Below are 13,724 nucleotides of genomic sequence, written 5' to 3'. Positions count from 1 at the left end.
AATAATTCTTATTATGTTATTGGGGCTTTCAATATGTCAATCATTTTTCTGAGGTTCGTTAACTTTTTCGACATTTCGGTGACATAAGTGTGAAACGCATTCCTCTGCACTCAAAGTCAACCAGTCTTACCTGCTCATATATAGAACAACCAGTACCCCAGGCGATAACGCAGGCAGGTGCACAGGAATGATTCTCTAAAGCCATAAAAAATGGGAGGTTGGAACCAACCTCCCTGAAATTCATTGTTGATGTAAACTTGCTCCAGATCGTTCGGGACTGAAGCATTTCTGATTGCGAACTTTATTTTGATTTAATTTCGTAATCCAGAGTTGCGGAGGGCGCTGCCACCGTAGCGATGGTCAGATTCATTTCACGATTAGGATTCGTGTACTTCTCGGGCAGTAACTGCACTGCCCCCACATCGGCGGCATCTTTCCCTTCAGGAATCGGACTTCCGTCGGGCAGACCCATCATAGAGAAAGTGACAACATACTCTCCCGGTTCTACTCCAGGCTTATTGCTGCGATGAGTCAGCGTGTACTTACCATCTTTATCAGTAACACCGTACCCACCCGTTCCAGAGGTCTTCTTTCCCGGGTTGAAGATAACGGTAATATTCGCCTTCGGCTCGCCATCTAGTTTCACGGTACCTGTAACAGGAACAAGGTTATCAGGGACTTCTGAAGTGTGACCACCACAACCACTCAGTAAGCCGACAGTCATCAGCAGAACGGCAATCTGTCTATTCAATTTCAACATGCATCTTTCTTTCAATCTTGTCAGATGGGAATTCATCGTTGGTTACTCAGTCACACTGCTTCTTCAGATCCAGCCCATCTGATTCCACCCTGGAAAGGGAGAAATAGACAGTTCTCCTCCATCCGGTTGCAGGACGAAGGAGAACAACCAGATCTGACTCTGGAATGTATAATTAGAACTCTCCCAGAACGTTTCCGTCAGAGATATTCGCCAGATTATTACGGGTTGTCGTGTCGATGTTTTCGCTGACGAATCGAACAGCACCGTCGCCCATCAGGACATGCATCCCACCTGTATGAGTACTGCCGGGATCACCCCATTCACCAAGGCGGCCAGGCTGAAACTGTTGCATAGGCGGAGTTCTCCAGGTGCAGCAACGGAATTCATTAATACCCCGGCTCGACTTGAAATTCGTTCCCAACCCCACGTGTGAAGCAGCAGCCCAGGACTGGCATTCGCCGTCATCGACATCCAGGGTCGTTTCAGCGACAGCAATTGTGTTACTGGTACCATCCTTAATATCGCGGATCTGGCAGTTCGAGTTAATCCCGAACATGGCACGCGTTGTCTTGCCTTCCAGAGTCCACATGTTGCACGCGCCCGTGTCATGTGCGTTAGTGACACTGAATCCATAGCTTGTGCGGGCTGAGTTAGCAGCTCCTGTTCCATAGGATGAACTTGCTGGAGCATAGACTGCTCCACCATCATCGGAAGGGCAGATCAGAATCGGAATGATGTTCGTTCCCAAAACAGCGTTACCGCTGGCCACAGCGCCTCCCCCAGCCAGGGGTTGTGGGCTGTTTCCGGAGTCTTTTCGATCACCGCTGGCAGCACTGAAATTGTACTGGTTGTAGAGGTTTGCCTGATCCATGAAGGGTAGCAGGTAAAGCCAGCCGGTATGGTTCGTGATCAATGTGCCTGTACCGGCATCACAGGTCCCGGGGTTTGATGTCGCATAAGGAAACAAGCGGTGAGTGTCGTGGTAGTTGTGCAGTGCCAGACCAATCTGTTTCAGATTGTTCTTGCACGTAGATCTACGGGCTGCTTCACGCGCCTGCTGAACCGCGGGCAAGAGCAGGGCAATCAGGATCGCGATGATGGCAATCACCACCAGCAGTTCGATCAAGGTGAAGCCCCGCCGGAATAATTTCTGTCGCATAGGGTGTCTCCAGTTAAATAAGAGAAAGGAACGGTAAAAAACGACTAATTGAGATGACTTCAATTCGGAATCGAATTGAAAAAGACAATTAAATAAACACTCGTCAGGTGTTGATGTTGCGAATAAAAATAAAGGAGACTTAAAAATCTCGATTAATTACGAGTAAAGGAAACACCTTTTGATATTTAGATTTATTAATTATTAAGTCCGGGAGAATTCCCTGTCAACCAGAATAGTGGGACCCGCGTCAGAAATGCGAACACATGCAAATAGGTCTATGTATCACGACGGGCCGGAGTTGAATCAACCGGCCCGTCGAAATCAGCTGAAATCACTCTTAAAATTCTCCCAGGGGATTCCCATCGGAGATATTGGCCAGATTGAGGCGCGTGTTGGTATCGATATTTTCGCTGATAAACCGAACTGCGCCATCCGCCAGCAGAACGTGCATTCCACCGGTATGAGTACTGCCGGGCTCTCCCCATTCTCCCAGGCGTCCTGGTTGAAACTGAGCATTGGGAGGAGTTCGCCAGGTGCAGCAGCGGAATTCATTGATGCCCCGACTTGCTTTCAGCATGACCCCCATCCCCACATGTGAAGAGGCAGCCCAGATCTGACACTCGCCGTCATCGACATCCAGGGTCGTCTCGGCAACGGCAACGGTGTTGCTGGTTCCATCTTTGATATCGCGGATTTTGCACTTCGAATTCGCACCAAACATGGTGCGGTTGGTTTTGCTTTCATTTACCCAGTAGGTACAGCTGCCCCCCCAGTACTCACCAGTGGTCACACTGAACCCGTAACTGGTGCGGGCCGAGTTGGCTACGCCGGTGCCGTAATTCGTATCGGCTCCCGGGTAGGTTGAGCCGCCATCGTCAGAGGGACAGAGCAGAATTGGAATGACGTTCGTTCCCAGCTGGGCATTCCCGGTGGTGATAGAGCTACCGCCGGCCAGCGTATTCGAAGTTTTGTTATGCTGCCCGGTCGCCGCACTGAAATTGAACTGGTTGTAGAGGTTTGCCTGATCCATGAAAGGGAGCAGGTAGAGCCAGCCGGTATGATTGGTGATCGTGGCATTCGAGTCTGCCGGAATACAGTTACCGGGGTTCGCGGTTGCATACGGGAAGAGCTGGTGAGTGTCGTGATAGTTATGCAGAGCCAGTCCGATCTGCTTCAGGTTATTTTTACAGGTAGAGCGACGGGCTGCTTCCCGGGCCTGTTGAACAGCGGGGAGTAACAAGGCAATCAGAATCGCGATGATGGCAATCACCACCAAAAGTTCAATCAGAGTAAAACCGCGCAAGGTTGTGCGATGTTTCATGTCGGTCTCCAGTCTCGGATCTATCAAGAAATGGTATGAAGTCGCAGCCAGACAAAAATCAAGCTTTTGCCAGGAGCGTTATGCAGCATAGGGTGACTCGTTTCTGGGGCGGTCAGTGCAGGCATTTCATTTCAGCGCAGGGGAAAAGCTTGCAATGCGTAATGGAGGAATCAGTAGTCAGGGAATCGGTCCTGTGTTATGTGGAAACGACAGTTCAGGAGCGCCCCGAAGGTGGGTTATGGATGGTCTTCGAATCAACTATTCACCAGTCATCTGAGATTCGAATTACTTTCAGGTTACCCTGAATGGAAAGGGAGTCAATCCCGATCAGCGCATTATCTTGGTAATTAGAATGGAATACTAATTAACGCTGACCACTGCGCGTTCGATCTGGTATGACAAAACACCTGATCGCTGCAGCCGGAAAAGTTTGTCTGCGCTGAGAGAACAAAGACGACAGATCGAGAGAGGGTGTGTGGCGAATGACATCACCAGCATGGAGGTCAGAGAGTCTGTGGTGGTAAAGCAGCGGGGAGAGTGAAATGATCATCTCACTCTCCCCGACAAATCGTCATGCTAACTGTAGGAGCCATTCCGGAATCTGCTGCAAAACGGATACGCTCCGAGGATCGAAGTCTGCTATTTGCCCCCCTGATCCATCTGGGCGCTGGACTCTTCAGCATTCAGTCCGGGATCAGGCTGGGTGTATTCGGCAGTCGTTTTGTCGGCACACGCTGAAAGCGACAGACAGAGACAGAACAGACTCAGGGGAATCAGATTCCAGCTGCGTTTGATTTTTTTCAGATGCATGGTTTCTCCTTTCGAAACAGGTACTCCTCGTTTTAGTCAGTTCCTGATTAAAAATCGCCGAGGGTCAATCCATCATTTCTGTGATGCAGCCGCTGATAGATGCCAAAGTGATTACCGAGATAAGCTTTGTCATTCCAGCCCCCTGGAGCACCTGGCGCGCAAGCGTTGGCGTCATTGCTCCATTCACAGCCACAGTTATTCGTGGCACAGGTAGAAGCGCTGCGGGTGGAAACGATGTGCTGAATGTTTTCGGAAATGAACCGGACGGCTCCATCAGCCATCAGGAAATGCGCGCCGCCCGTATGCACACTGCCATACCGCCAGTTCGGGCTGCCCAGACCGGGAGTGAGCTGGTTGGTCATCGGATAGATCCCCGCTCCCAGGTACCAGTCCTGGCAGCAGGCGGTATCATTCCCCGGGCTGGAAGTCTGATAGGTATTGTGTTGCACGCCCAGCCACGAGCCACCGGTCCAGACCTGGTAAGACTTTTCACCCACAGCAATGGTGTTCGAGGTCCCATCGCTGATGGAGGCGATCTTGGTGGGCCGTGCCCGATCATAGGTGAAAAAGCCACCGGAAAGCCGGGGATCTGTACTGTCTCCGTTCTGGAAACCGCCGATGCTGCCGAAATAACTGGTGCTCGGAATTGAGCTCATATAGTTGGGCGTACTCGAAGAGTGAATACTGCGTGTCGGAGCCCGGTCGGTATCACTGGGACAGAGCACAATACTTAAACCAGAAACAGCGTTGATCGCGGTTTTGTTGGTTCCCTCATAGATTCCGATGTTAAAATTGAGTTTGTTGTACAGCGGTGCCTGATCCATGTAGGGAAGAATCAAGGCCCCCCAGGAAGCACCGCTTCCCAGTTCGACAGTACCATTCCAGCCGCGAATCTGTCCCGGAGGAAAACAACCAAAGGCTTCATGATAATTATGGAGTGCCAGGCCCATCTGCTTTAGATTATTTTTACAGGTGCTTCTGCGTGCCGCCTCGCGCGCCTGCTGGACTGCCGGTAGCAACAGGGCAATCAGGATCGCGATGATGGCAATTACCACCAGCAACTCAATCAGGGTAAAACCTCGTCTCTGCCATTGATGACGTCTCATGTCTTTGCTCCTTTTTTTAGATAAAGAAAATGAAAGGACGGTCGAACAACTGAGACCTGATTGAATTCACCAGGCCCCGGCTTCGGATCGAAAGATCTCATGAAAGGAAGTCGCGGGGGCATACTGCCGCAGCGCCGAACGACAACATCAATCATCAGTACATTAATATACAAATGATTAATAAGTTTTAGTTTAGAGACCGTGAACTCAGCCTGTCAATCTCTTATCTATACAAATTCAGATAACCGTCGTTTGTATAGTATGTTTAGAAAATCTGCTGCTATCGTGGCGTGAAACAGCGATTACTCGAAAGCGTACGAGTGGGATAAAGACAGAGAATCAGCACCACCCTTAACACTGAGATGACAGTTTCAGAAAGAACTGATACTGGAGAGTCAGTGGCTTATTCGCTTCTGCAGGCTACCGAAACGGGGCACAGTCGTTTAATCTACAATGCAACGGGAACAAAACCTGTCAGTTCCCACCACAACTGTCTGAATCATTCCAGGTAATTTCATGCTGGCTAAACGCATTATTCCGTGTCTCGATGTGCATGCGGGACGGGTCGTCAAAGGGGTCAACTTCGTTAATCTGCAGGACGCCGGCGATCCGGTCGAGGTTGCTGCCCGCTACGAAGAACAGGGGGCCGACGAACTGGTCTTCCTGGATATTACTGCCAGCCATGAAGAACGTGACATCATCCTGGATATCGTGCGTCGCACGTCCGAAGTCATCTTCATGCCACTCACCGTCGGCGGGGGCATCCGCACGCTGGAAGACATTCGCGCCCTGCTGAATGCGGGCTGTGACAAGGTTTCCATCAATTCTTCAGCTGTGAAAAATCCGGACCTGATCCGCGAGGCGGCCCTGCGATTCGGCAGCCAGTGTATCGTGGTGAATATCGATCCCAAGCGGGTAGAGAAAGATGGAAAGGAATTCTGGGAAGTACACGTTAACGGCGGACGGGTTCCCACCGGACTGGAAGCGATCGAGTGGGCCAGACGCGTTGAAGAACTGGGTGCGGGGGAAATCGTCCTCACATCGATGGACGCAGATGGCACGAAAGACGGCTACGATTTACCGATGACCAAGGCCGTCGCGGAAGCGGTTTCCATTCCGGTCGTCGCCAGTGGTGGTGCCGGCTGCCCTGAACACTTATATCAAATCTTAACCGAAGGGAAAGCCAGTGCAGCGCTGGCTGCCAGTATTTTCCATTATGGCACCCATCCTGTTGACGAAACCAAACACTACCTGGCTGAGCGGGGAATTCCGATCCGTTTCAAAAGCGAAGTTTCACTCACGCGGTCGTAACCGACAGTCGTTCCAGATCAACCGGTGGCCTTATCAGAGTGACAAATTTACCGGTATCACGATAAAAGGAGCTTGCATGTTCCTTGAGAGTCTTCAAAATAGTAATAGCGGCTTCTGCTGCAGCCACAGATTTTGGCCTGTTGGCCCGAAATCGTGACCACATGTCAGAACAGTCATTCCTGTCAACAATGCTGCAGGCTCTTGCAGTGAAATCGAATATGAGATTAGTGGAGTTTGTTAATGGCGACAACCGTTCCTGCGAAAGCAAAAGAGATCTCCCCGATCACCGGGCGTGCTGAAAATGAAGTTGATAAAGTGTTCCGCCAGCTGATCAAGCATGGCGGTTCCGACTTGCACATGCAGGTTGGTAAAGCGCCCATCCTGCGTGTGAAGGGTACTCTCCGCGAACTGCAGATGGATCCGATCGACCGTGATCAGATGATGGCACTGTTTAATCCCATGATGGATGAACGTAACAAGAAAATCTTCCACGACGAAGGGGGAGCCGACTTTTCCTACGTCGTCGAGCATGAAGGCGAAGCCTGGCGTTTCCGTGTGAACCTGTTTATTCAGCTCGGCTTTCCCGGCATGGTCTCCCGTAAAATTGAACGCTCGATTCCCAACTTCGAAGGGCTGTATCTGCCCCCCGTGATGGAGTCGCTGTGTAAGTTCGACCAGGGCATGGTTCTGCTGGCCGGGGTGACGGGTAGTGGTAAAAGTACGACGATCGCCTCCATGCTGAACTGGGTCAACGACCACTACCGCAAACACATTCTGACGATCGAAGACCCGATCGAATTTGTGTATACCCAGAATAAGTGTCTGATCAACCAGCGTGAAGTCGGGATCGATGTGAAGGACTTCGAAATCGCGATGAAACACGCCGTGCGTCAGGACCCCGACATCATGCTGGTGGGGGAAATGCGTGACATGGAAACCTTCTCGACAGCGATCCACGCTGCGGAAACGGGGCACCTTGTGTTTGGAACAATTCACGCATCCAACGCTCCTTCCTGCATCGGCCGTATTCTGGACCTCTTCCCGCAGGACATGCACAAAGCACTCCGCGGCTCGCTGGCCTTCAACATGCGTGCCATCGTAGCCCAGAAACTGTTGAGAACCATCGTCGATAAACCGGGTCGTGTGCCAATTGTGGAAATCATGACTTTCAACCCGACCGTGCGTAAGCTGGTACTGGAAGAGCAGGACGAAAAGCTGGCCGCCGCCATCCGGATCGGTAAAGACGAAGGGATGCAGCAGTTCAACGACAGCCTCAAAGGCTTCATCGACCGCGAGTTCATCAGTCGTGCCGACGCGTTCGAAATTTCACCGAACGTGGAAGAGCTGAAGATGACCCTTAAAGGGATCGACGTCAAAGGCGCTGCGATTCTGTAATCGCTGGCCGCATCAAAAATCAGACCAGACGACAGGGTGCTGTCTCACCAGGCAGCACCCTGTGTTGTTTTACACTCAGCGGTACTGGCCCCCGGGTACTTTCATTTTCAGGCTGTAAACCTTGTTGGAGCAGGTCAGCAGCAAAGTCTTGCCATCCACGCCGCCGAAGCTGACGTTCGAACAGAAGACAGGCACGGGAATCAGTCCCAGCGATTTCCCCTCAGGGCTCGCCACCCAGACACCGCCCCGCCCTGACAGATACAGGTTCCCTTCGGCATCGATGCTCATTCCGTCGGGCGAATCCTGACGTGCGGTCTCAGGATTGAAAAAGACTTTGCCCTCACCCACGGTGCCGTCTTCCAGAATGGGATAGCTCCGCCACAATTTCTCATGACTGTCGCCGACATACAAAGTCTTGCCGTCATTCGACGCGATAATTCCGTTCGGCACCGGCATCTCGGTAATGATTTTCTTCACAGCACCATCGGTAGTTCTGACGTAGACAGCGCTCGTTTTCCGGTTCTTGAAATCCGGGTCGGTAAAATAGATATTTCCATTCGGAGTCTGACAGACATCATTGGGCTGATTCCATTTCGGGTTCGCGGCAATCACGGTTGTCTCACTCGGCCCCGACTCACCAAAGCCGTAGCTCATCACATGCTGACCGTAGGCCTGCGCTCCCAGCATGTTCCCCTCGTTGGAGAGATAGGTACCATTGATGCCTTTGGTATTATCCAGCCAGATGCGCGCCTGCCCTTCCCCGTCCAGACGGAGGATCTTGGTGTCTTTGTCCACAAACGAAGTGAAGTACCACTTCTTCCCCACGGGATCCCAGACGGGACCCTCAAAGAAGGCTTTCGCAGCATACTCTTCCTCTAACTCGGCACCGGGAGCTACAGTCCGGGGGACCGGGTGGGATTCTTTCGGCTCTGCTCCAGAAAGTGGGAGCGTGTCACAGAGGAGCAGGCACAACAGCAGTATCGATGTAACAGATTTCAGCATGGCAGCAGGTTCCTGGTGCGAATGATTTTCAAAAAAGAACGGACCGCGATTCAACAAACTCGGAGATTCGTCGTAATGAAAGCATGACGACCGGCGTTCCCCTGTGAGAATCAGAGAATCCCCGGGGAATCACCATGGTTTACTTGATTTTGGCCTGTTCTCCCCTCAGACTGATAGTCAGATTCTGAATTTCCTTTAAAAATCCCGGAATCTTCTCACCTGAACTCCTGCCCTGTTCATTCCCTGTGAATCAGGATCCGCGAAATTTGTAATCAAAGGAACGGGAACAATGAAACTGCGATTGTTCTTACTGCTCACCATCCTCGCCTCCGGTTCTCTCTACGTCGTCAGCCAGGCGGCTCCTCCGACACCGCCGCCTAATAATACGGGAGGCGAATTTTTCAGCCCCGCCGACTCGCTGAAACAGTTCACCGTTCCGGACGATCTCAAACTCGAACAGGTGCTGGCCGAACCGCTTGTCAAACAGCCGATCTTCCTCAACTTTGATGAACGAGGACGGATGTGGGTCATCAACTATCTGCAGTACCCTTACCCTGAAGGGCTGCGAATCCTCAGTAAAGATAAACATCACCGGGCCGTCTACGACAAAGTCCCCCTGCCTCCCCCGCACGGCGACAAGGGAGACGACCAGATCACCATTCATGAAGATACCAACGGTGACGGCAAGTATGACAAGCATTCCGTCTTCCTCGACGACTTGAACATCGCGTCTTCGTTCGTCAAAGGACGGGGTGGTGTCTGGGTTTTGAACCCGCCTTACCTGCTCTTCTATCCGGATAAAAACAACGACGATGTACCGGACGGCGATCCCGTTGTGCACCTCGAAGGCTTCGGGATGGAAGATACCCACTCGGTCGTCAACAGTCTCCGCTGGGGACCAGACGGCTGGCTCTATTCCTCTCAGGGGAGCACTGTCTCCGGTAAAGTGAAAAAGCCGGGGCAGAAAGACAGCGAAGCCATCCAGACGCTCGGCCAGCTGATCTGGCGTTATCATCCTGAAAAGAAAATTTACGAGATCTTCGCGGAAGGAGGCGGCAACGCGTTCGGCGTGGAGATCGACGATAAGGGACGTCTCTACTCCGGCCATAACGGCGGTAACACACGCGGCTTCCACTACACCCAGGGAAGCTACTACCAGAAAGGGTTCGGCAAGCACGGCCCCCTCTCGAACCCTTACGCCTTCGGCTACTTCCAGGCCATGAAGCACGCCAAGGTTCCCCGCTTCACGCATAACTTCATTATCTACGAAGCCGAGACACTGCCCAAAAAATATTGGGGGCACCTGTTTGGCATCGAACCTCTGCAGGGTCGCGTGGTAGAAAGCGCAGTCACTGCTGACGGTTCATCCTACCAGACCGAAGACCTGCAACGTCCGGTCGCGACCACCGACAAACGCTTCCGCCCCGTCGACATTAAGCTCGGCCCGGACGGTGCGATCTATTTCTGCGACATGTACGAACATCAGATTGCCCACGGACAGCATTACTCGGGGCAGGTCGAAAAAGGGGATGGCCGCATCTATCGGCTGACGGCGAAAGATGCCAGGCCGTTGGCCCCCTTCGACCTGGGCAAGAAGTCATCTCAAGAACTGATCGCGGTGCTCGATCACCCCAACCGCTGGTTCCGTCAACAGGCACTGCGTCTGTTCGGCGACCGCAAGGACGCCTCGGTGATCCCCGCCTTGAAACAGAAGCTGTTCGAAACCGACGGCCAGTCTGCGCTGGAAGCACTCTGGGCGTTGAACCTCAGTGGCGGCTTTGATGAAGCGGTCGCAGCGAAGTCACTCAAACACTCTGATCCCTTCGTCCGGGCCTGGACGATTCGCCTGCTCTGCGATGACCATCGGGTCTCTCCTGAAATCGGACAGCAGTTGATCGCCCTGGCACTGACCGAGCCTCACGTTCAGGTCCGCAGCCAGCTGGCCAGCTCGTCGAAACGGCTTCCCGCCGATCCGGGACTGCCGATCGCCTTTAACCTGCTCACTCGCTCAGAAGATCTGGACGACGTACATATCCCGCTGATCCTCTGGTGGTCGCTGGAAAAACGGGTCAACGAAGACCGGGACGCCCTTCTGGCTTATTTCGCCAAACCGGAAGTCTGGCAGTCGCCACTCGTGGAGAAATATATCCTGGAGCGGATCATGCGCCGCTTCGCCGCGACTGGCTCGCGTAACGATCTACTGGTCTGTGCGAAACTTCTCGAGCTGGCTCCTGAAAAATCACATGCCGAAATCCTGATGTCCGGCTTCGAAACCGCCATGAAGGGACGCTCCACGGCCAGCTTCCCCAAAGAGCTGGTCGCCGCCATGTCGAAGTATGGCGGACAGTCGATCTCCCTGGGGCTGCGACAGGGTGACAAAGAGGCCATCCAGAAAGCGTTGAAGATCGTCGCAGATTCAAAAGCAGATAACCAGAAGCGACTCGACCTGATTCAGATCTTTGGTGAAGTCAAAGTACCTGCCTGCGTCCCCGTGCTGCTGGATATCATTTCCAACTCAAGTGACCTGCAGATGCAGATCGCAGCGATCAGCGCCCTGCAGCAGTACCCGGATGACGCCATCGGCAAAACGGTAACGGCCCTCTATCCCAACATGTCGGACGATCTGCGGAGTGCCGCCCAGACCCTGCTTACAATTCGTAAAGCATGGGCGAAGGATTTCCTGCAGGCCATTGATGCCGGCAAGATTAACAAGGCGACCGTCCCCGTCGAAACTGCCCGCAAGATGACTGTCTTCAGTGATGATGGCATCAGCAATCTGATTCAGAAGCACTTCGGCTCAATCGCGGGTGCGACCACCGAACAGATGCAGCAACAGATCGCAGCGCACCAGAAGATGCTGCTCGCCAGCCAGGCAGAACCCGATCGCTACGCCGGTGAGAAGCTCTTCCAGAAGCACTGTGGTAAATGCCATAAACTGTTCGGCGATGGCGGTGAGATCGGTCCCGACTTGACTTCCTTCAAACGGGACGACGTGGGCCGCATGCTGGTCAACATTGTCAATCCGTCCAATGAAATCCGGGAAGGTTTCGAAACCTATCTGGTTGTCACTGATGACGGTCGGGTAGTGAACGGCTTCCTGGCGGACCAGGACAACAATGTGATCGTGATCCGCAGCGCGGACGGCCAGAGCATCACTGTTGAGCGCGACAACATCGACGAAATGCTGCCGCAGAAAAAATCACTGATGCCCGAGGGGCTGCTCGACAAGCTCTCGGATCAGGAAATCCAGGACCTGTTCAGCTACCTCCGCAGCTCCCAGCCGCTGCCTTAAGCAAATTCCCGCCCAGGTGGCGGGGCAATTGAGAAAACGGCACAACTTGCTAAAATTGAGGCCGGTGTTCTGCTGACAGATCACCGGCTTTTTTACGTGAAGACAATATTTACACTCTCTTAGTGACAGGAAACAAACCATGTCGGGGTTTCGAACCGAACGTGATTCAATGGGCGAAGTGCAGGTTCCCGCAGAAGCGTATTATGGCGCGCAGACGCAGCGGGCCGTTGAGAATTTTCAGATCTCCGGGAACACATTGCCCCCCAGCCTGATCCACGCCATGGGCAAGGTCAAGCTGGCCGCCGCACATGCGAATCGCGATCTGGGAAAACTCTCAGGCACGGGCAAGAATCCCCTCAACGACGAACAGATCAAGGCCCTGGTCTCGGCAGCCACCGAAGTCTCCGAAGGCAAATACGACGATCAGTTCCCGATCGACGTCTACCAGACCGGTTCGGGAACCTCGAGCAACATGAACGTCAACGAAGTGATCAGCAACCGGGCGATTGAAATTCTGGGGGAAGACCGCTTCGCTGCTGATAAATCCGTGCATCCCAACGATCACGTGAATATGGGTCAGAGCACCAACGACACCTTCCCGACCGCCATTCACGTCGCTGTCGCGACCAGCATTCACGAACAGCTGATCCCCGGTCTGGAAAAGATGGCTGCCAGCCTGAAAGAAAAAGCGAAAGCCTGGGACCAGATCATCAAGATCGGACGGACTCACCTCGCAGACGCCACACCTCTGCGACTCGGCCAGGAATTTGGCGGCTTCGCCCGTCAGCTGGAACTGAGTATCGGTCGCGCCAAACGAGCCGCGGAAGCAGTCTATGAACTGCCCGTCGGTGGAACGGCGGTTGGTTCCGGAATCAACACGCACCCCGAATTCGGCAAACGGGTCAGCGAAGAACTGGCGAAGCTGACGGGGATCGCTTTCGTCGAAGCGGTCGACCACTTCGAAGGCAACGCCCAGCGCGACGGTCTGGTTGAATGTCACGCCGAACTGAAAACCATCGCCACCACACTGTTCAACGTTTCCAATAACATTCGCTGGCTCGGCTCGGGTCCGCGCTGCGGATTCTATGAAGTCAAGATCCCCGACCTGCAGCCGGGTAGCTCCATCATGCCGGGCAAGGTTAACCCGGTCATGTGCGAAAGCATGATGCAGGCCACCACCCGCGTGATCGGCAACGACCAGACCATCACCATGTCGGGAGCCGCCGGCGGTCAGTTCCAGTTGAATATCATGATGCCCGTCATGGGCTTCACGGCTCTGGAAAGCGTGCACCTGCTGGCGAACTCCTGCAACGAATTCGTGAAGCTCTGTCTGGAAAACATGGAAGCCAACGAAGAGGCCTGCAACGCGGCTGTGGAAAACAGCCTGTCGATGGTAACCAGCCTGAATCCACATATCGGCTACGAGAAAGCATCTGCGCTCGCCAAGGAAGCCTTCAAGTCAGGCAAGACGATTCGCGAGCTCTGCACCGAGCAGGAAATCCTGCCTGCAGAGACTCTGAAAGAAGCCCTCGACCCGATGAGCATGACCGAGCCTCAGGCTTAAGCGG

10 protein-coding genes are annotated in these 13,724 nt (G+C 53.3%); 4 read left to right on the top strand and 6 right to left on the bottom strand.

Annotated features, from left to right (window positions below):
* Positions 1-301: 301 nt before the first annotated feature.
* The 5 genes from FYZ48_RS23350 to FYZ48_RS23335 form a co-directional block, all read right to left on the bottom strand.
* Complete coding sequence (locus FYZ48_RS23350) at positions 302-760, bottom strand: carboxypeptidase-like regulatory domain-containing protein (RefSeq protein ID WP_149344872.1); 459 nt, start codon at positions 758-760, stop codon at positions 302-304.
* A 172-nt stretch (positions 761-932) separates the two neighbouring features.
* The gene (locus tag FYZ48_RS23345) at positions 933-1,919 is read right to left on the bottom strand and encodes a DUF1559 domain-containing protein (protein WP_149344870.1); all 987 of its coding nucleotides are present in this window, start codon (positions 1,917-1,919) and stop codon (positions 933-935) included.
* Between the two features lie 337 nt (positions 1,920-2,256).
* Entirely contained in the window at positions 2,257-3,240 is a 984-nt protein-coding gene (locus tag FYZ48_RS23340; RefSeq protein ID WP_149344868.1) for a DUF1559 domain-containing protein, read from the bottom strand.
* A gap of 639 nt (positions 3,241-3,879) precedes the next feature.
* On the bottom strand, positions 3,880-4,050 hold the full coding sequence (locus FYZ48_RS29325) for a hypothetical protein (protein WP_155364457.1): 171 nt from the start codon (positions 4,048-4,050) through the stop codon (positions 3,880-3,882).
* 47 nt (positions 4,051-4,097) lie between these two features.
* Positions 4,098-5,156, bottom strand: a complete 1,059-nt coding sequence (locus tag FYZ48_RS23335; protein ID WP_149345068.1) for a DUF1559 domain-containing protein — start codon at positions 5,154-5,156, stop codon at positions 4,098-4,100.
* A gap of 516 nt (positions 5,157-5,672) precedes the next feature.
* Here FYZ48_RS23335 and hisF point away from each other — a divergent pair.
* Positions 5,673-6,467, top strand: coding sequence for an imidazole glycerol phosphate synthase subunit HisF (gene hisF / locus FYZ48_RS23330; RefSeq protein ID WP_145035744.1), 795 nt, complete (start codon positions 5,673-5,675; stop codon positions 6,465-6,467).
* 240 nt (positions 6,468-6,707) lie between these two features.
* On the top strand, positions 6,708-7,862 hold the full coding sequence (locus FYZ48_RS23325; RefSeq protein WP_149344866.1) for a type IV pilus twitching motility protein PilT: 1,155 nt from the start codon (positions 6,708-6,710) through the stop codon (positions 7,860-7,862).
* A gap of 75 nt (positions 7,863-7,937) precedes the next feature.
* On the opposite strand, the gene FYZ48_RS23320 is transcribed toward FYZ48_RS23325, so the two are convergent.
* Positions 7,938-8,864, bottom strand: coding sequence for an SMP-30/gluconolactonase/LRE family protein (locus FYZ48_RS23320; protein WP_149344864.1), 927 nt, complete (start codon positions 8,862-8,864; stop codon positions 7,938-7,940).
* A gap of 289 nt (positions 8,865-9,153) precedes the next feature.
* On the opposite strand from FYZ48_RS23320, the gene FYZ48_RS23315 reads away from it, so the two are divergent.
* Entirely contained in the window at positions 9,154-12,156 is a 3,003-nt protein-coding gene (locus FYZ48_RS23315) for a PVC-type heme-binding CxxCH protein (protein WP_149344862.1), read from the top strand.
* A 139-nt stretch (positions 12,157-12,295) separates the two neighbouring features.
* Positions 12,296-13,720, top strand: coding sequence for a class II fumarate hydratase (locus FYZ48_RS23310; RefSeq protein ID WP_145035735.1), 1,425 nt, complete (start codon positions 12,296-12,298; stop codon positions 13,718-13,720).
* Positions 13,721-13,724 lie beyond the last annotated feature (4 nt).

This window comes from Gimesia chilikensis (assembly GCF_008329715.1).
GTDB classification, from domain to species: Bacteria; Planctomycetota; Planctomycetia; order Planctomycetales; family Planctomycetaceae; genus Gimesia; species Gimesia chilikensis.
Note: the sequence above shows the minus strand (reverse complement) of the source record. Positions and strands in the feature narration are given on the sequence as shown.

What these genes read in the sequence shown, in the direction of transcription:
- FYZ48_RS23350 (WP_149344872.1), bottom strand. Translation starts at nt 760, where the DNA reads ATGTTGAAATTGAATAGACAGATTGCCGTTCTGCTGATGACTGTCGGC.
- FYZ48_RS23345 (WP_149344870.1), bottom strand. Translation starts at nt 1,919, where the DNA reads ATGCGACAGAAATTATTCCGGCGGGGCTTCACCTTGATCGAACTGCTG.
- FYZ48_RS23340 (WP_149344868.1), bottom strand. Translation starts at nt 3,240, where the DNA reads ATGAAACATCGCACAACCTTGCGCGGTTTTACTCTGATTGAACTTTTG.
- FYZ48_RS29325 (WP_155364457.1), bottom strand. Translation starts at nt 4,050, where the DNA reads ATGCATCTGAAAAAAATCAAACGCAGCTGGAATCTGATTCCCCTGAGT.
- FYZ48_RS23335 (WP_149345068.1), bottom strand. Translation starts at nt 5,156, where the DNA reads ATGAGACGTCATCAATGGCAGAGACGAGGTTTTACCCTGATTGAGTTG.
- hisF (WP_145035744.1), top strand. Translation starts at nt 5,673, where the DNA reads ATGCTGGCTAAACGCATTATTCCGTGTCTCGATGTGCATGCGGGACGG.
- FYZ48_RS23325 (WP_149344866.1), top strand. Translation starts at nt 6,708, where the DNA reads ATGGCGACAACCGTTCCTGCGAAAGCAAAAGAGATCTCCCCGATCACC.
- FYZ48_RS23320 (WP_149344864.1), bottom strand. Translation starts at nt 8,864, where the DNA reads ATGCTGAAATCTGTTACATCGATACTGCTGTTGTGCCTGCTCCTCTGT.
- FYZ48_RS23315 (WP_149344862.1), top strand. Translation starts at nt 9,154, where the DNA reads ATGAAACTGCGATTGTTCTTACTGCTCACCATCCTCGCCTCCGGTTCT.
- FYZ48_RS23310 (WP_145035735.1), top strand. Translation starts at nt 12,296, where the DNA reads ATGTCGGGGTTTCGAACCGAACGTGATTCAATGGGCGAAGTGCAGGTT.